Origin of the sequence: Bifidobacterium saimiriisciurei (assembly GCF_010667655.1) — a bacterium.
GTDB lineage: Bacteria > Actinomycetota > Actinomycetes > Actinomycetales > Bifidobacteriaceae > Galliscardovia > Galliscardovia saimiriisciurei.
The window spans coordinates 20,558-38,811 of sequence record NZ_WHZU01000014.1 but is presented as its reverse complement, the minus strand read 5'-3'; the positions used below and the strand labels follow the sequence as shown (position 1 = coordinate 38,811).

The 18,254-nt window shown below is 64.1% G+C and carries 11 protein-coding genes, 1 tRNA gene and 1 other RNA gene; 9 read left to right on the top strand and 4 right to left on the bottom strand.

The features are described 5' to 3' along the window. Window positions 1-103 precede the first annotated feature (103 nt). Window positions 104-730 (top strand): DUF5701 family protein, encoded by a 627-nt coding sequence (locus GFD18_RS08595; RefSeq protein ID WP_163200564.1) that lies wholly within the window; start codon window positions 104-106, stop codon window positions 728-730. A 389-nt stretch (window positions 731-1,119) separates the two neighbouring features. On the opposite strand, the gene GFD18_RS08590 is transcribed toward GFD18_RS08595, so the two are convergent. Both GFD18_RS08590 and GFD18_RS08585 read right to left on the bottom strand, forming a co-directional pair. Then, a complete protein-coding gene (locus tag GFD18_RS08590) occupies window positions 1,120-2,112 on the bottom strand; it encodes a hypothetical protein (RefSeq protein ID WP_163200565.1) in 993 nt (330 codons plus the stop codon). 173 nt (window positions 2,113-2,285) lie between these two features. Next, window positions 2,286-3,749, bottom strand: a complete 1,464-nt coding sequence (locus tag GFD18_RS08585; RefSeq protein ID WP_163200566.1) for a PspC domain-containing protein — start codon at window positions 3,747-3,749, stop codon at window positions 2,286-2,288. A gap of 364 nt (window positions 3,750-4,113) precedes the next feature. Between GFD18_RS08585 and GFD18_RS11345 the strand changes: the two genes are divergently transcribed. The 3 genes from GFD18_RS11345 to leuA all read left to right on the top strand — a co-directional run bounded on the left by GFD18_RS11345 (window position 4,114) and on the right by leuA (window position 8,356). Then, the gene (locus GFD18_RS11345; protein ID WP_163200567.1) at window positions 4,114-5,385 is read left to right on the top strand and encodes an ATP-binding protein; all 1,272 of its coding nucleotides are present in this window, start codon (window positions 4,114-4,116) and stop codon (window positions 5,383-5,385) included. Between the two features lie 46 nt (window positions 5,386-5,431). Then, the gene (locus GFD18_RS08575; protein WP_163200568.1) at window positions 5,432-6,202 is read left to right on the top strand and encodes a LuxR C-terminal-related transcriptional regulator; all 771 of its coding nucleotides are present in this window, start codon (window positions 5,432-5,434) and stop codon (window positions 6,200-6,202) included. Between the two features lie 234 nt (window positions 6,203-6,436). Continuing rightward, a complete protein-coding gene (gene leuA, locus GFD18_RS08570; protein WP_163200569.1) occupies window positions 6,437-8,356 on the top strand; it encodes a 2-isopropylmalate synthase in 1,920 nt (639 codons plus the stop codon). A gap of 375 nt (window positions 8,357-8,731) precedes the next feature. Here the strand turns inward: leuA and GFD18_RS08565 are convergent, their stop codons facing one another. Beyond that, a complete protein-coding gene (locus GFD18_RS08565) occupies window positions 8,732-11,047 on the bottom strand; it encodes a transglycosylase domain-containing protein (RefSeq protein WP_163200570.1) in 2,316 nt (771 codons plus the stop codon). Window positions 11,048-11,316: 269 nt separating this feature from the next. Here GFD18_RS08565 and GFD18_RS08560 point away from each other — a divergent pair, with 269 nt between their 5' ends. Then, the gene (locus GFD18_RS08560; RefSeq protein ID WP_318644529.1) at window positions 11,317-13,653 is read left to right on the top strand and encodes an LTA synthase family protein; all 2,337 of its coding nucleotides are present in this window, start codon (window positions 11,317-11,319) and stop codon (window positions 13,651-13,653) included. Window positions 13,654-13,774: 121 nt separating this feature from the next. Here GFD18_RS08560 and glf read toward each other — a convergent pair whose 3' ends face one another. Then, the gene (gene glf, locus GFD18_RS08555) at window positions 13,775-14,953 is read right to left on the bottom strand and encodes a UDP-galactopyranose mutase (RefSeq protein WP_163200571.1); all 1,179 of its coding nucleotides are present in this window, start codon (window positions 14,951-14,953) and stop codon (window positions 13,775-13,777) included. Window positions 14,954-15,049: 96 nt separating this feature from the next. Between glf and ffs the strand changes: the two genes are divergently transcribed. The 4 genes from ffs (at window position 15,050) to GFD18_RS08535 (ending at window position 18,220) form a co-directional block, all read left to right on the top strand. Beyond that, an RNA gene (ffs, locus tag GFD18_RS08550) (signal recognition particle sRNA small type) lies at window positions 15,050-15,144 on the top strand. 304 nt (window positions 15,145-15,448) lie between these two features. Further along, on the top strand, window positions 15,449-16,405 hold the full coding sequence (uriH, locus tag GFD18_RS08545) for a uridine-preferring nucleoside hydrolase UriH (RefSeq protein ID WP_163200572.1): 957 nt from the start codon (window positions 15,449-15,451) through the stop codon (window positions 16,403-16,405). Between the two features lie 244 nt (window positions 16,406-16,649). Next, window positions 16,650-16,723, top strand: a tRNA-Arg gene (locus tag GFD18_RS08540). A 267-nt stretch (window positions 16,724-16,990) separates the two neighbouring features. After that, a complete protein-coding gene (locus tag GFD18_RS08535; RefSeq protein ID WP_163200573.1) occupies window positions 16,991-18,220 on the top strand; it encodes a phosphatase PAP2 family protein in 1,230 nt (409 codons plus the stop codon). Window positions 18,221-18,254 lie beyond the last annotated feature (34 nt).

Sequence of the window (18,254 nt, the reverse complement as noted above, 5' to 3'; positions counted from 1 at the left end):
CCAGCGCTGTGCAGATCAGTTGTGATCGTTTTGGCTCCCCTGCGAATGGTGGGGGAGCCAAAATTTTCCCCATATGTCACTATCGCTGGGGATACTGGTAGACATGTCTGAAGCATCTGTCGAAGCGCAAAAGCAGCTTGATCGCATCGTGGCCCTCGGCTACCCCGATGTGGCCGATATGACGGCGGCGGCGTTCCGTTCGCTGGCCACGCCGATCATCAACGCGCTGTCGAAAAGCGACCTCGGTTCCAACATCCTGCTGGTGCCCACGCGCGAGCTGGTTTCGCCGGAATCGCTGATTGCGCGAACCAGCATCAACCGCATGGCCGGTTTCACCACCATGCCGCCGCGCGATATCGCCAGCTTCATGCCGCAGGACGGCTTCGAGCCGCCGGAGGGCCCGTTCTACATCGTCGTGGACCCGCATACCGGCACCAAATACACGAACCGCGAGCCCGACATCGCGCGCAAACTCGTCGAATCCGACGGCCGTCTGCCGCTCACGCTTGAGGAGGGGCTCGCCATCGCCACCCAGCATCCCGACTGGCTGGTGCACAAGAACGGTTTCAATCTGCTCGGTTCGCGCAGCAACGACGGCCGCGTGCCCAGCATCTGGCTGAGCCAGAACGCGCCGCGCCTCGGCTCCGTATGGCCGACGAGCAAGCACACGTGGCTGGGCAACGCGTTCTGCATGGCCCGCCTCGGCGTCTCCCTGTTCCATTACCAGTGACCGATTCCATGGCATCCGCCAATTCATGAATCATCCTCGTGCACACGAATCGACGGATATCGATGCATTTGACGATTCCTCAATCAATATGGCATCCACGAATCAGTTGATATCGGCATATGTATCGATTCGTGAATCGGCATGATGCTCACGAATCGATAGATACACTGGCAATTCATGAATCATGATGGCGATATCGATTCACGAATCATGGGATGGGGAAGCAATCATCGATTCGTGAGGGGCTGACGAATTCACGAACCACGCAATATGAACGTATCCGCCGATTCGTGAATACAATACTTGCTCACAAATCGGCGGATACGTTCATATATCGCGGTTCGTGCGCGGCCTTGGCCTATGCACGAACCGAATCACAGCGGCGCCGCCTACGCCTGGCGCGACGATGCACTGCCGCCGCCGGCGGTCGCCGATGCGGCGTCCGCCGTCTTCCTGCGGCGGACGGCCGAGACCACACCGCCGATGACCAGCGCCAGGCCGATCACCACCAGCGCGGCGATGGCGAGCAGCGTCCATACGGTCGGCGACATCGCGAAGCCGAACAGCCACGTGCTGGCCAGCCCGCCGAACGCGAACAGCGCCAGCAGCGTGCCCCATACGATGGTTCCCGCACTCGGGCCCTTTTTGTATTCCACACGGGGCGTATAGGGCGCGCTCGGATTGCCGGTGTACTGGTTCCAGCCCGGATAATTGCCGTACTGCGGGCCGGCCGTGGCCTGCGCCGTCTCTCCCGAACCGGGGTATCCGTGGCGTTGCGCCTCGTCCGCGTATCCCTGCGCCGCGGCCGCCTGCTGCCGCCACGCCGCCTGCGGGCCGGCGGCAGTGCCGGCCGGCTCCGTACCGGCGAGATTCACCGCCGGCTTGCCGATCATCGGCTGTGTGGGGATGCCGTCATCGCCTGCCGCCTCCTCGGTTCGCTCGTGCGCCGTGGCCGGGACGTCGGCTTCGACCGGGGATTCGGCCACGCTGGCGAGCTGCGCCTCCAGCGGCGTCGTCAGTCCGATGCGTTCGTTGACTGTCGTATCGATGATCGATGTCGGTTCTGATGCCGGCTGCGTCGCGTCGGCCGTTGCGATCGGCTGCGTCGCGTCGAAGTCAGTCGTAGCGTCAAGATTCGTCGTCGCATCAAGCGCCTCGTCGTCGATGCGTTCCGTGTCGTCGGCAACGTCCCCGACCGCCGGCAGCGTCTCCGTTTCCGCGGTCTGCGAGCGGATGCGGCCGACGTCAAGCGCCTGCGTCGGGGCCTCCGACGCGGTCTGGCGTTCGGCCGTGGCGGGGAACGTCTGCGTCGTCGCGTCGCCGGCGGATGCGGCCGCGCCATCGGCGGGGGCCGCGCCGCCGTCGGACTGCGCGATGATCATGGTCGGTTCATTGGAAAACCCGTGGGGAAAGCCCTTCGTGGTCATGATGGTCTCGATTCTGCTCGATGGTTCGTCTGTTTGATGTTCGATTGAGAAATGGTCATGAAAGTGGATATGCGGGAGGAATCAGGAAAGGTCATGGGAGACGGGCGTTCGCATGGCCGGCCGTAGGGTCAGTAGCCGTACGGGTCGGTGTAGGAGCCGGACGAGTCCGATTTCGAATTGGTGACGCTGACGCTGGAGAATGCGGCGTCGCCGACCAGCACCAGATTGTTGCTGACGTCCGACGCGCCCGATACGTCGTATGTGCTTGCGGTGCCGAACATCAGGTTCATGTTCGAACGGGCCCAGCAGCCGTTCGGCACGATCACATGCACCGTGCTCGACATCGCGTCGATGGGGAAGTCCCCGGTCGGGCAGTCCGACGAATCGGGGTAGACGGTGCGCCAATCCGACAGATCGACGGTCACGTCAGACGACACCGCCTGCAGCCCATGGCTGCGCAGCTGGTAGAAGTCCGACGACGTGTAGTTCACGGTCGTGCGGATCGCCGACTCGCCATACTGCCCGCTGATATGGTTCGCCACGGCCGTGTACGTCGGCATCGCCGCGTATGCGCCGAGCGAGCAGATCAGCGCGAGGATGGTGATGGGAATCAGACCGCCCGACTTGCGCCCGGTGAATCCGACGATGATGGTGATGATGCCGAGCACGAACGTTGCGCCGAGGATCCACAGGCATATCATCATCACCGGCGACGGCATGTCGGCGAAGCCGCCGAAGAACAGGAACCACAGCAGGGCGGCCAGCGAGAGGATGAGCAGGCCGGAGGTTATGCCGACCACGACCGGACCGGCCGGCTTGCGGCGGTACACGACCGGCGGCATCGGCGCGGCGACGGGGGCCGTCGGAGGAACGGTCTGGAAGCGAGGCGTGGTGCCGGCGGCCGCCGGACCGGGCTGCTGCGGCATCGTGCCGGCGTTCGGCATGGTCGCGCCGGCCGCCGGCTGAGGGCCGGACGGTGGCATGACAGGGCCGGTGCCGCCGAATCCGCCGTTGCCGGTTACGGGAGCGTCGCCCCTCGCATTCGCATTGCGGTTGGCCATCACCGCAGCCACGATGATGAGCACCACGAACACGGGAATGGAGACGAACGGCACCACGAACACGCTGCCGGGGCATCCGATGATGATCATGACGATGGCGATCCAGAACGACGACGGGAAGCTGGCGTGCACGACGGCCTCCTCGGCGAGGATCGCGCCGTCGCGCTCGTCGGGGAGCAGCAGCCACATCACGCCATAGAGCAGCGCTCCGAATCCGGCCGCGCAGAAGAACGCGAACCAGATGATGCGGATGATGATGGGGTCCCAGCCGAGACGGTTGGCGATCGCGCCCGAGACGCCGCCGAGCCAGCGGTTGGTGCTGCGGTTGAGCCCGAGCGTGCGAATCCAGTTGAAGAACCGGCTGCCCAACGGCTGGTTCGGCATCTTGTTCGGCATGGCCGGCCCGGGGCCTGACGGCTGGGGACCGGACTGCCCCACGCCCGGCTGCCGGGGCTGCGGCTGCGGCGACTGATACGGCGGCGGGGTCTGCCCGCCGAAAGGACTCTGGTTGTTCTGCTGTGGGGAGGTCATTGCTCTCACATCCGATCTCTTGGGTTGACTCTCGTTGACGTGACGTTGACGTTGACATTGGCGATGGTCTTGGCGATGCGCTCGCCGATGTCGGTCTCATTCCATGTTGGTTCCATTTCATCGCGGAATCGTGCCGGCCGCTATGGGGGAACACCCTGAACGTTCCCTGATTCGTGGGTGGGAACCCCGAAAATCGAACGTTCGGAGGCGCCGGGATTGTTAGAGTTGGGGACGAAACAGACGTCTGTCGCTTCCCGTGGTCGCATTCCCGACGGCGCGACGGCCCTTCCCGTCGGGAAGTCGTCGGGAATATGTCGGGAAGACATGGGAAAGAGCGACGTCGTGGGTGAAAAGGAGCGGGGATATGGACGACGGCAACCTGCGGTCGCATGATGCGGATGACTCGGCGCGTCGGCGCGATACCGGCGGCCCCGGCCCCGCCTCCTCCTATGATTCGCCGCTGCGCCGCACCACGCTGAGTTCGCTTGTCGACGCGGCGAGCCGTATGCAGGAGTCGCAGCGCAACGTGCGGCCGGCGACCGTGGGCATCATCACCGCGTTGGTCGGCGTATTGTCGGTCGGCCTGGCGGTATTGGGCGTCGTCGCCGGGCTGCCCGTGCGCGTGGTGGTCGGCCTGGCCCTGGTGTTCATCGGCGTGACGGTCGGCTGGACCCAGATGAGCTTTGTCATGGACGATCGTCTGCATCCCGAAACGCATACCAGTCGTCTTACCATCGTCGTCATGGTGGCCGGCATGGCGGCCGCGATCATCGGCGTACTGGTGATGTTCAGCACCGTCATCCGTCTGATTCCGCTGTTTCAGGGCGCGGTCGCCGGGCTGGTGATGATCGCCGCGTTGGGTGTGATCGTCGCGCCGTGGTGGATCAGTCTGGTCTCCGATCTGGGCATGCAGCGGGCGAGAACCGCCCGTGAGGAGCTGCGCGCCGACATCGCCTCCCGACTGCACGACTCCGTATTGCAGACATTGGCGCTGATCCAGATGCAGTCCGGCGATTCGGCGAAGGTGGCGGCGCTTGCCCGCGCGCAGGAGCGCGATTTGCGCGAATGGCTGTACGGCGATCCGGAGGCGGTGGCCTCGTCGGTCGGCGTCGGCCACAGCCGCAGCCGCGGCAATGGCAACGACGGCGGCGAAACGGCAGTCAGTGTTTCCACGGACGCATTGCGGCGGATGCGTCCGCCTTCGGGCGCGCCCATCGCCGGCATCCCGGTTCCCGGGCCGTCGTCGTCGCCGGAGCCGTTCTCCCGCGTGGTCAAACGCGTCGCCGCCGGCGTGGAGGACGCTCAGGAGAAACCCATCGACGTGGTCGTCGTGGGAGAGTGCACGTATACGCCGGAACTGGAATCGCTGCTCTACGCCGCATCCGAGGCCATGACCAACGCGGCCAAGCACGGCGCCGCGCCGATCTCCGTATATATGGAGGTCGGCGGCGGCAGGGTGCAGCTGTTCGTGCGCGACCACGGCGAGGGATTCGACGTGGGCCATCTGCCCGCCGGTCATCTTGGCGTCAAGGAGTCGATTCTCGGCAGGATGAAGCGGGCCGGCGGCACCGCGGAGATCGTCTCCCGTCCCGGCTGGGGCACCGAGGTACGTCTTTCCCAGCCGATGAAGGGCTGAATCACGCATCTGCGATGCCATACTGGAGAAGGGAAAAGGAGCGAATATGACCGGAGAAGCCGCAAACGGCCGTGCCCGAAGGATACGCATCGGCGTGGTCGACGACCACGACCTGTTCCGCGCCGGCGTGATTTCGGCGATCACCGCGGCCGCCGACGATCTGGAGATCGTCGGTCAGGCCGGCGACGTCGAAGGCTCGGTGCGAATGATCGCCGAAACCAAGCCGGACGTCGTGCTGCTCGACGTGCATGTGCCCGGCGGCGAGGGCGGCGGCGGTTCGGAGATCATCCTGCGCAGCGTGCCCTATGCCCCGCGCACGCTGTATCTGGCGCTGTCGGTCTCCGACGCGCCGGTCGACGTCGGTGCCGTGATCCGCGCCGGCGCCCGCGGCTACGTGACCAAGACCATCACCGCCGAGGACCTCATCGCATCCATTCGTCAGGTGGCCGAAGGATACGCCGTGTTCAGCCCGAAACTGGCGGGATTCGTGCTCAATGCGCTCGGTCCGGCACAGCCGTCGTCGACCGGCCCGACGACGGCTTCGCCGGCGTCTGCGGCTTCGGCCGCCGCAATGCCGGGAGCCGTCCCCGACCTCGACGGCGATATGGACGACGACATCGACATCGATGTGCTCAGCCCGCGCGAGCAGGAGGTCATGCGGCTCATCGCCCGCGGCTACTCCTATAAGGAGGTCGCCGCCGAACTGTTCATCTCTATCAAGACGGTCGAGACCCACGTCTCCAAGGTGCTGCGCAAACTCCAGCTGTCCAATCGCGGCGAGCTCGCCCGTTGGGCGGCGCACCGACGCATCGTGTGATCGGCCGTCGTCTTCGCCGGCGTCGGCCGGCGGTCGGACGAGGCCGGGCATGGCCGGCGGACGCGGTGGTTTCCCTCCGTTCGGTGTTTCTGTTGTCGCCGGCTTGTAGACTGGGAAAGTTGGCGGTCGCCAAACGCGCGCATGCACGCATGCGTCATGCGGCGCGTCATGCGACCCGCCGAACATGGGACTACAGCGCAACCGGCGCTGCATTACACGGAAAAGGAGGAAGTTATGGGCCAGGATCATAACCCTGATGTCGATTCGGTATTCGATCTTGCGGCTGCTGCGGCGGCATCCAACGGAGGGAACAACGACCCGCTGCTGCCTCCCGCACGATTCATCGGCTCCCCGCAGAAGCCGAGCAAGATGCCGTACAACAAGTACGCGTCCTACGAACTCCAGGTGCCGTTCAGCTTCCCCGAGCGCACCTGGCCGAACAAGACCTTCAAGCGCGCGCCGCGCTGGTGCTCCGTCGACCTTCGCGACGGCAACCAGGCGCTCGTCAACCCGATGGACTCCGAGCGCAAGCTGCGCTTCTGGAACCTCCTCGTCTCCATGGGCTACAAGGAGATCGAGGTCGGCTTCCCGTCCGCCTCGGAGACCGACTTCGACTTCATCCGCATGCTCATCGAGCGTGAGCTCATCCCCGACGATGTGACCATCGTGGTGCTCACCCAGTGCCGCGAGCACCTGATCCGCCGCACCTACGAGGCGCTCAAGGGCGCCAAGCGCGCCATCGTGCACTTCTACAACTCCGTCTCCGTGCTGCAGCGCGAGGTCGTGTTCCGCAAGAACCGCGCGGAGATCAAGAAGCTCGCCACCGACGCCGCCGAACTGTGCAAGGATCTCGAGGGCGAGGCCGAGGGCATCGACCTCTACTACGAGTACTCGCCGGAATCGTTCACCGGCACCGAGCCGGAGTACGCCGTCGAGGTGTGCAACGCCGTCATCGACGTCATCAAGCCGACGCCCGAGCACCCGATGATCATCAACCTGCCGGCCACGGTCGAGATGACCACGCCGAACGTGTTCGCCGACGAGGTGGAGTACGTCTCCACCCACCTGAAGAACCGCGACGCCATCGTGCTCTCCCTCCACCCGCACAACGACGAGGGCATGGGCGTGGCCGCCACCGAGCTGGGCGTGCTCGCCGGCGCCGACCGCGTCGAGGGCTGCCTGCTGGGCAACGGCGAGCGCACCGGCAACGTCGACCTCGTCACGCTGGGCCTGAACCTGCTCACGCAGGGCGTGGACCCGCAGATCGACTTCTCCAACGTGCCGGAGATTCGCAAGACGGTCGAGTACTGCAACCAGATCAAGATCTCCGAGCGTCATCCGTACGCGGGCAACTTCGTGTTCACCGCGTTCTCCGGCTCGCACCAGGACGCCATCAAGAAGGGTCTCGAGGCCCGTCAGATGGCCGCCGACCGCGCCGGCGCCGATCTGAAGAACTTCGTGTGGCTGGTGCCGTACCTGCCCATCGACCCGAAGGACATCGGCCGTTCGTACGAGGCCATCATCCGCGTGAACTCGCAGTCCGGCAAGGGCGGCATGGCATACCTGCTCAAGACGAACCACAACCTCGACCTGCCGAAGCGCCTGCAGGTGGAGTTCGACAAGATCGTGCAGAAGTACGCCGACGACACGAAGAAGGAAGTCAAGGACGAGGACATCTGGCGCCTCTTCAAGGACGAGTACCTTCCGGTCGAGTCCGGCGGCAAGACCGCCGCCGGCCACGTCGTGGGCGACACCACCGACGAGACGCTGAAGCAGTGGGGCCGTCTTAAGCTCCTCAAGGTCTCCGTCTCCTCCGGCGAGGACGGTTCCGACACCGTGCTCAAGGCCACGATCCTCGACCGTGGCGCCGATAAGAACGCCGAGCCGGTCGAGCGCCAGCTTTCCGGTGTGGGCAACGGCCCGATCGCCGCGTTCCTCAACGCCATCGGCGCGCTGGGCATCAACGTGTCGGTCATGGACTACGTGGAGCACGCCATGACCGCCGGCACCGACGCCATGGCCGCCTCCTACGTGGAGTGCGAGGTCGGTGACGCGCCCGAATCCCAGGTGATCTGGGGCGTCGGCATCGATTCGTCCATCACGACGAGCTCGCTGAAGGCCATCATCTCCGCCATCAACCGTTCCGAGCGCTGAGCCGACGGACCGTCGGCTGAGTGGCCATCCCCGTGCGCTGTCGCCGTTGAGCCCATAGGCTCGATGGATTGGGCAGGTCGATGGGGAGTCGGCGTATGACCGATAAGAGAGAGGGCCGGACCATTCCCTGGAGGATGGTCCGACCCTCTCTCTTTTCATATGTCATATGAAAGTCGGCATGTAGACCGGCCGATGGTTTTGTGGGCCCAGGTCCGTCAGTCCGCCGCCGGTTTTGCGGGTCTGCACGCCGTATGAAACCGTGGGGCAAACCGTTCATCAATAAAGTTGTGGGTCTGCCGCATGCATGAGGACGCCGAAAACCGGCTCCTCATGCATGCGGCAGACCCACAGACCCATGTGAACCCGTTGTGAGCGCTACTGGGAGTTGCTCTGCTGCTGGCTTTGCTGGCCTTGTTGCTGCTGGTTCTGCTGTTGTTGCTGTTGGTTCTGCTCCTGTTGCTGCTCCTGCTGTTGCTGGTTCTGCTCCTGGCTCTGCTGCTCCTGCGTCTGTGTGCTCTCGCTTTGCGAAGGAGACGGCGTGGAGCTCGAACCGTTGCCGCTTTCGGTGCCGGAGCTGTTTTCGGAATCGCTGCCCGACTGGTTCTCCTCGTTCTGGTAGCTGTTGCCGGAGCTCGATCCGCCGGAGTACGACGAGCCGCCGCCGGTGCCCCAGGTGCCGTCCGTGCCTCCCACGGTGCCGTCGTCGGTGGCCTCGGGGAACTGCTCGTCCTCCACGCCCTCAAGCGCCTGCGACATATACAGCGTGAACAGATGCGCCGGGAAGCCCATGCCGTACTGGTATCCGCTGAACGTCGGCATCTCCTGCGCGGAGCCGTCCTTGCCGGGGTTCCACATGGCGAAGATGGTCAGCGTCGAGGGCGTGAAGCCCACGAAGCTCACGGCCTTCGCGTCGTTTGCCGTGCCGGACTTGCCGGCCATGGTCTTGCCGATGGAGCTTGCCTCGGAGCCGGTGCCGTACTGGATCACGCCTTCCATGGCCTTCGTCACCAGCGCCACGTCGTTCGCGTCGAACACGCGCTCGCTCGACGTCGGGCCGGTGTAGAGGTCCTTGTTCTGCGAGTTGGTCACCTTGCCCACGATGTGCACGGTCGGCTTCTTGCCGCCGTTGGCGATGGTGGCGAAGCCGCGCGACACGTCGAGCACGCTCAGGCCGGAGTTGCCCAGCGCCGTGTAGGCGTCGTTCGCGATCGTGCCCTTGATGCCGGCCGTGTGCGCCGTGTCGATGATGGTCTGCGAGCCGAGATGCTGCGCCAGGTCCATGTACACGGTGTTCACCGAGTTGGCCGTCGCCTGGTACAGGTTGATGTAGCCGTAGCTCACGCCGCCCGAGTTGGTCATCGGCGTGGTGATGCCGGGGAACGAGCGCGGCGAGTTGCCGTTGAACACGGTGTTGAGGCTCACGCCCTTCTGCACCGTGGAGAGCAGCACGAACGGCTTCATGGTCGAGCCGATCTCATACGTCGCCTGCGTGGCGTTGTTGAGCTGGTGCTTGAGGTAGTCCTCGCCGCCGTATATCGAGATGATGGCGCCGGTCTTCGGGTTCACCGAGATGCCGCCGACCTGCACGCCGTCGGGGATGCCCTTCGAGGTGTCGGTGGGCGTGGCGGTCTTGTACATCAGGTCCTGCTTGGACTTGTCGATCGTGGTGATGATCTTGTATCCGCCGGTGTCGATGTCGGTCGTGGTGAACGCCTTCGAGTTCACGAGCTCGTTGCGCACCATCATGAGCAGATAGCCCTTGGTGCCCTGGTAGATGTTGTCGGTCTTCTGCTTGACGGTGTCGGGCAGCTTGGCCGAGCTCTTGTCCTTGGCCGAGATGTAGCCGTCCTCGCGCATGATGTTGAGCACGCGGTTGAAGCGCTTCTGGGCCGAGGCCTTGCTGACGGCCGGATCCCAGTTGTTCGGCGAGGGGATGATGCCGGCCAGCATCGCCGCCTCGGAAAGCGTCAGGTCCTTCGCGTCCTTGTTGAAGTACGACTTCGCCGCGGCCTGGATGCCGTAGGCGTTACGGCCGAGGTAGATGGTGTTCATGTAGTTGCACAGCACGGTGTCCTTGTCCTGCGTCTGCGCGATCTTCAGGGCGAGGAACGCCTCCTTGATCTTGCCCTTGTACGTCGTGGTCTCGCCGAGGTAATAGCGTTCCGCGTACTGCTGGGTGATCGTCGAGCCGCCCTGCCTCGTGCCCTTGGTCACGTTGTTCACGAGCGCGCGGCCGATGCCCTTGAGGTCGATGCCGCTGTCGGACCAGAACGTGCGGTTCTCCGAGGCCACGATGGCGTTGCCCACATAATCCGGCAGCACGGAGCAGTCGATGATCTCGCGGTTCTGCTCGGCGAAGCTGCCGATCTCGCTTTTGCCGTCGTTGTAGTAGACGGTGGTTTTCTCGGCCAGCGCGATGTTCTCCGGGTTCGGCACCTCCGTGGTGATGTAGAGGTAGGCGAACAGGCCGATGCCGGCCGCGAGGCACAGTGCGATGAAGCCGAGAATCCACTTGAGAATGCGATGCTTCTTCTTGTTCTTCTTCGGCGGCTTGTGCGACCGGTTGCGCCGCGACGGTTTGACCGCGGTCGTCTGCGACGCGGGGCCCGAGGCCGGGAACGAGGCCGGTGCCGATGACGACACCGATCGTCCGCTAGCTGATCTGATGGATCGACGAGTCTGAGAAGCCATGCCCCTCAGGCTACTCCCGCAAGCTTTGAAATCGTTCGGCCGGTGGGGAAACGTTCATACTTTCCGTACGAAAACACGGCGTTTGTGCAGGGAATCCACAAGTCAAAGGTGTATATTCTCAGGTTTTTCCACTATATTGCTTCACGCCGCCGCGTGTGCGGACTACAGTGAGGTTGATTTGCCGGCCGTTTGCCGCAAGTTTACCCGCAGGGCGGTTCGACCCCGTCGATGACGCCTGTTTGCCATCACGATGCGAAGGAGTGCTGCGCGTGACCGAGGAACGCAAGAACGTGACCGATGATTCGTCGTCGCCGATCGGCGGCGAAGGCGCCGCCGCGGCGACGGCCGGCGTGACCGTCGATGACGTCATCGACGGCGCGGCCGACGGCGCCGTCATCGATTCCGACGACGTCGACCGTTCGGGCATCGGACTGCCGCTCAACGCCGGCACCGCGCAGCACCGTCCGTTCCCGTGGTGGGCGTACCTCATCGCGTTCCTTGCGGTCGACATCGTCGCCGTCGGACTGCTGCAATGGAGCGTATGGACCGTCGAGCCGCTGCGAGGCTTCGGCGGCTTCATCTCGAAGATGTGGACCGGTCACCAGTTCCAGTTCCTGCTGAACCTCATGCTGCTCGGTCTTATATATCTGCTCATACTCGTGCTCATCAACCGGTTCTGGGTGGCGACGCCCGTGTTCCTGTCGATCGTCGGATTCTGCGCGGTCGTCGAACGGTTCAAGGTGGGCGCGCGCTACGAGACCGTCAAGCCATCGGACCTGAGCTTCCTCAAAAGCGACACCGGCAACATGGCGGAGTTCATACCGACCGGCGCCTCGCGAATATTCATGTCGGCGGCCATATTCTTCCTTGCGATGCTCGTCATCTGCTATTCGCTGAAGCATCGCGACGGCCGTCGCAGCTTCATCCGGTTCGAGAACCGCAATCTCACCATCACCGCGAGACTGCTGCTGTTCGTGCTGCCGGCCCTGTTCCTCGGATTGTTCACGGCGGGCCTCGGCACCACGAGCGCATGGTCCTACAATTTCGCGCAGTCGTTCGGCGATTCGCCGAAGCTGTGGGATTCCGTCGAGGACGCGCAGGCGAACGGCACGCTCATGGGCTTCGCCAGATTCGTCAATCCGAAGGTCATGGACGAGCCGGCGAACTATTCCAAGGCCACGATGAAGAAGATCGCGCGGCGCTACGCCAAGGAGGCCCGCGAGATCAACAAGGACCGCGCCTCCAACCTCACCGACAGCACGGTGATCATGGTGCTTTCGGAATCGTTCTCCGATCCGACGCGAGTGCCCGGCCTGACGCTGAACAAGGACCCGATGCCGAACATCCGGCATATCAAGTCGCAGACCACGTCGGGCCGGATGCTGTCGGCCGGGTACGGCGGCGGCACGGCCAACATGGAGTTCATGGCCATGACCGGCCTGTCGATGGCGAACTTCGACGCCTCGCTCACCTCGCCGTACCAGCAGCTCATCTCGAAGCTCGACTGGACGCCCGCGTTCAACCAGATATGGAACGGCGGCAAGGACTCGCAGGCGTTCCACCCGTACGAGTCGTCGATGTACTCGCGCCGGGAGAACTACAAGAAGTTCGGATTCGCGCACTTCTGGACGCTCAACGAGCCCGACGTCATCGCCCATCAGGACCGTATCGACAACTCGCCGTACGTCAAGGACTCCGCGGCGTTCCAGAGCCTGCTGGAGAAGATCGACACCGACAAGAGCCAGTTCCTTTCGGTGCTGACGATGCAGAACCACATGAACTACGACAACTGGTACCTCAACAACGAGTTCAAGGCTTCCAGCAAGGACGCGAGCCAGCCGCTGGGCCTCGACGAGACCACGCAGATCCAGACGTATGCGAAGGGCGTGGAATACACCGACCAGGCCACGAAGAGCTTCCTCGACCAGCTCAACAACATCAACAAGCCCATCACGGTGATCTTCTACGGCGACCACCTGCCCGGCATCTACGCCTCGGCCTCCGCCGACGCCGACAATTCGGTGGCGCTGCACGAGACCGACTACTTCATCTGGTCGAACAAGGCCTCGGAGTCGCGCGGCACGAAGCTGCCGTCGAGCTCCAGCGAGATCACGTCGCCGAACTACTTCATGGCGCAGGCCTCCGAGCACATGAACGCGAAGGTGAGCCCGTATCTGGCGTTCCTCACCGAATTGCACGACAAGGTGCCGGCCATGGAGCCGCCGGTGGTGAACAAGATCCAGAGCTGGTCGCGCATCCCCGAGGGCCAGGCGCTGTTCCTCGACAAGAACGGCAACCGCTTCGACGTAACGAAGGCCGACAAGGAGACGCAGCGCCTGCTCGCCGACTACAAGCTCATCCAGTACGACATCACGGCCGGCAAGGGCTATCTGCGCGACACCGCGTTCATGACGATGCCGGAGGACGCCGAGGAGCAGCAGCTCAAGGACGAGGAGGAGCTCGACATCACCGAGGGGACGAAGAACGCCGCCCAGGTGCCGCAGCCCGCGGTCGCATCGTCCTCCGAGGCCTCCGCGGAATCCGCCGCCAAGCCGTCCTCGAAGTCGTCCGCCGCCAAGTCGCCGGCCGCCAAGAAGGAGAACTAGCGAAAATCCCCCGTTCGGCCGTTCCGTGCCATCGACAGACATGCCGCAACGTCAATATGACGGCCAATTATCGACGGCGCGGGGAACGGCCGAACGAGGGAAGGACGCTGCCTCCGGTCCGCTACTTGCGCAGCAGCGGGGCGACCTGCTCGTCGTAGGCGGTCAGCGCCGTGTCGATCACCTGATGCATGTCGTAGTACTTGTAGGTGCCGAGACGTCCGCCGAACACGGTGTTCGGCTCCAGCGCGGCCTTCGCCTGGTACTGCGCGTAGATGTTCTTGTCGTCCTCGGTGTTGATGGGGTAGTAGGGCTCGTCGCCGCGGCGGGCGAAGCGCGAGTACTCCTCCCACACCACCGTCTTGCCCGGCTTGTACGACTCCGCGCGCTCGGGGTTGAAGTTCCTGAACTCGATGGCGCGGGTGTACGGCACGTCGGCGTCGGCGTAGTTCATCACCGGGCAGCCGAAGTGGTCGTCCTCGTCGTAGCGGCGCTCCTTGAAGTCGACCGTGCGCCACTTGAGCTCGCCGAGGTCGTAGTCGAAGTAGCGGTCGATGGGGCCGGTGTAGACGACGGGGATGCCGGCGGCCTGGATGGCCTTCCTGTTCAGCGGCTGCGACTCGTCGAAGAAGTCGACGCCGAGCGACACCTCGATGCGCGGGTCGGCGATCATCTTCTCGAACCATGCGGTGTAGCCGTCCTTCGGCAGGCCCTCCCAGGTGTCCTTGAAGTAGCGGTTGTTGTAGTTGTAGCGCATGGGCAGGCGGCGGATGATGCTCGCCGGCAGCTCGGCCGGATCGGTCTGCCACTGCTTGCCCGTGTAGTTCTTGATGAACGCCTCGTACAGCGGCTTGCCGATGAGCTTCTTGCCCTGTTCGTCAAGGTTCTTCGGCGTGATGTCGGCGTATTCCCCGGCCTGCTCCTCGATGAGCCTCTTCGCCTCGGCCGGCGTGTATGACGCGTGGAAGAACTGGTTGATGGTGCCCAGGTTGATGGGCAGCGGGAACACCTCACCGTTGTGCGTCGTGTACACGCGGTGCACGTAGTCGGTGAACTCGGTGAAGCGGTTGACGTACTCCCACACGCGACGGTTCGACGTGTGGAACAGATGGGCGCCGTACTTGTGGATCTCGATGCCGGTCTCGTCGTCGAAATACGAGTAGGCGTTGCCGCCGATGTGGTCGCGCACGTCGATGATGTGCACGCGGGCGCCGGCATGTTCGACCGCCTGCTGCGCGACGGTCAGGCCGAACAGGCCTGCGCCGACGATCACGAGATCGGTGTTGTTCGGATTGAATTCCATGGATTTCCTCGACTTTTCTCACATGGTTCGGTTGCCTTTCCATGGTACATGGCACGGTTTGGTTGTGTTGTCGTGACCGATGCTGTATAGTGGCTAACCGGCTCCTACGCGGCGTTATGCCGCCCAATCCCCCCAGGGCAGGAATGCAGCAAGGGTAAGTGGTCTCTGACGGGTGCGTAGGGGTCTTCTCTTCTTCCTTTTTTGATTTCCCCATCCCGATTTTCGGATTTCGTTCCTCGATCGCCGTGCGCCTCCGCATATGCGTATCCGTGGACGAGGCGGCCCCGCACCATTGACATATGTTCATGCGTCCCGCCGCCGCGCAATGGCATCCGTTCAATTTCGCGTGATGCGGCGGTGATTCCCGTCCTCTTGGTGCGATGCCCGACAAGACGTCCCCTTTCGTGGTCTACAATGATTGCCTAGAACGATGGTGTAGCGTTTTATCACCTGTTTTTGATTGGATTCATGCAATTGGTTCGTAAAGGAGCGAATATGACGAATACGTCGGATGTAACGAAGATCATCCTCGACTGCGACCCCGGCCATGACGATGCGATGGCGATCCTGCTCGCCATCGGCAATCCGAAGATCGACCTCATCGGCGTCACGACCGTCGGCGGCAACCAGAGCCTCGACAAGGTGACGTACAACGCGCGTGCCACGCTCGAGGCCGCGGGTGCCACGGACGTGCCGGTGCGCGCCGGCTGCGACCGCCCGATCCTGCGTCCGCTGAAGGTGGCCGCCGCCGTGCACGGCGAAAGCGGCCTCGACGGCGTCGAGCTGCCGGAGCCGAGCCGTCCGCTCGACGAAGGCCATGCCGTCAACTGGATCATCGACACCATCATGAACAACGAGCCGGGCACGATCACCCTCGTGCCGACCGGCCCGCTCACCAACATCGCCATGGCCGTGCGCCTCGAACCGAGGATCGTCGACCGGGTCAAGGAGGTCGTGCTCATGGGCGGCGGCTACCACGTGGGCAACTGCAGCGCCGTGGCCGAATTCAACGTGGCCACCGACCCCGAGGCCGCGCGCATCGTGTTCAATGAGAAGTGGCCGCTGACCATGGTCGGCCTCGACCTGACCCACCAGGCGCTGTGCACGCCCGAGGTGCAGGGCCGCATCGACGCCATCGGCACCGATCTGGCGCATTTCGCCAGCGGTCTCATGGACTTCTTCCGCAAGGCATACCAGAACAACCAGGACTTCGTCGACCCGCCCGTGCACGACCCGTGCACCGTGGCCTACCTCATCGACCCCGACGTGATGACCACGCGTCGTTGCCCGCTCGACGTGGAGACCCACGACGGTCCGACGCTCGGCATGACCGTCGCCGACCTGCGCGGCCCCGAGCCGAGCGCCGAGGAATGCCACACGCAGGTGGCCGTCAAGCTCGACTTCGACCGGTTCTGGAACCTCATCATCGACGCCATCAAGGCGATCGGCTGACGGTTCGCGGCGTCTGGCTGCCGCCGGGCGATCGCCGGCTCCGCTGTCGGTAACGGTTCGGCAACAGATGTGAGGGAAATGTGGCCGGCCTGTGCGATGAGCGTCTCCGTCGCACGGGCCGGTCGTTGATTATCGTTGCAATCATTGGCGACACGCCGTATGTAACATCGAATTTGCACAGAATTCATCATTGGCTTATTGTATTCAAGTCGTTCGGTTGGAACACGGTTCCAATGCGGAACATGCGCCAGTAGCCCAATGGATTAGAGCATCTGACTACGGATCAGAAGGTTGCAGGTTCGAATCCTGTCTGGCGCACTAGAGGCCTCGGAAACATCAGTGTCCGAGGCCTTTCCAATTTTCCGGCCTTTCTGTTCCGCTTCCCGTTTCAGGTCCGCCTCCCGTTTTCAGGCCGTTCCGTTTTCCCGTTTCGCGGCTGCTGGTTTTCTTCCCTGTTGGCCCCTCCCGACGGCGTCGAATCGATGGGGCGATTCCGTCCGTCGAAATTCGCGGGTCTGGTGAACAAAGCGAGATGGTTCGCCGAGTTCGGCCGCTTCTCCGTTTTCCGGCCGTAAAGTCGTGACTATGAGTGACAAGAAGCGGACGAAACTGTATCTCGAACCTTTGGATGGCGACGCCGTGCCGAAGCAGCCGACGGATGCCGGGTCGCCGGTCGCGCCGGCGGATGCGACGCCTGCCGGCGCGACGCCGTCCGGCGCGGCGATGCCGCCGTCATTCGAGCCGCTGCGCGCCTCGTCCTCCGATATGGGAGCCTCGACCGGCCTCGACGCCGTTTCCGACGCCGCCCCCGTCGACATCGCCGATGGTGCCGACGGCAGGGCCTCCTCCAAGACGGGCTCCTTCGACGACCCGCTGCTCGCCCGACCGCACACCGGCAGCCTCATGCTGTGCATCGTGCTCGGCATCGTCGCGCTCGCCTCCGCGTTCATCGTATGGTGGGTGGCCGTGCAGTCGATGGGCGGCCAGGAATACGACAACCTCGCCTACGATGGTTTCTCGGGCGCCCTGCCCGGATGGATGGCGGGCATCGCCGGCGTCCTCGCGAAATCGTTCTCGCTCGGCGGTCTGTCGATTTCCGTCGCCGCCGTCATCGACGTCGTGCTCGGCATCGTTGCCGTCGCCGTCGGCGCGGCACGCAGACGTTGGCGTGCGCTCGTGCAGATGGCCGTGTTCGCCGTCGTCGCCTTCGCGCTCGCCGAACTGCTCAAGCACATGCTGCCCCGACCCGTCCTCAATCTCTCGAGTCTGAACGACGCCGGCAACACGTCGCCGTCCGGTCACGCCGCCATGGCGGCCGTCGCCGCGATCGCCCTGCTGTGCGTGGTGCCGCGCGCGCTTCGTGCGCTCGTCGCCGTGCTCGGCGCGCTGTATACGGCGTTCGTCGGACTGTCGGTCGTCGCCGGCGGCTGGCACCGTCCGACCGACATCATCGTGGCCATGTTCCTCGTCGGCGGCCTCGCCCTGCTTGCGCTCGCCTTCACCCGCACGTCCGGCATGGACGAGCCGGGCACCCGCGTCTCCTCCGCCAGTGTGCAGATTGCCGGCACCGTCATGATCGTCGGCGGCCTCATGGCCGGCGCCTACGGCCTCTACCTCGTCTGGCAGCTCGCCCCCGGCCTGCAGTACAGCGCCAAATGGGCGGCCGGTGCGGCGCGTATCTCCGGTGCGGTCCTGGTTTTCGCCGTCGTCTCGCTGATGTTCGGCCTGACCCTCGCCATGCGTCACATCACCGCGGCGCCGCTGTCGAAGGCCGGTCTTGTCGGCGCGCCGCCGGCCCCGCCGAAACGACGCTGACCGCCATCATGGTTATGATGCTCTGTAGCTGACA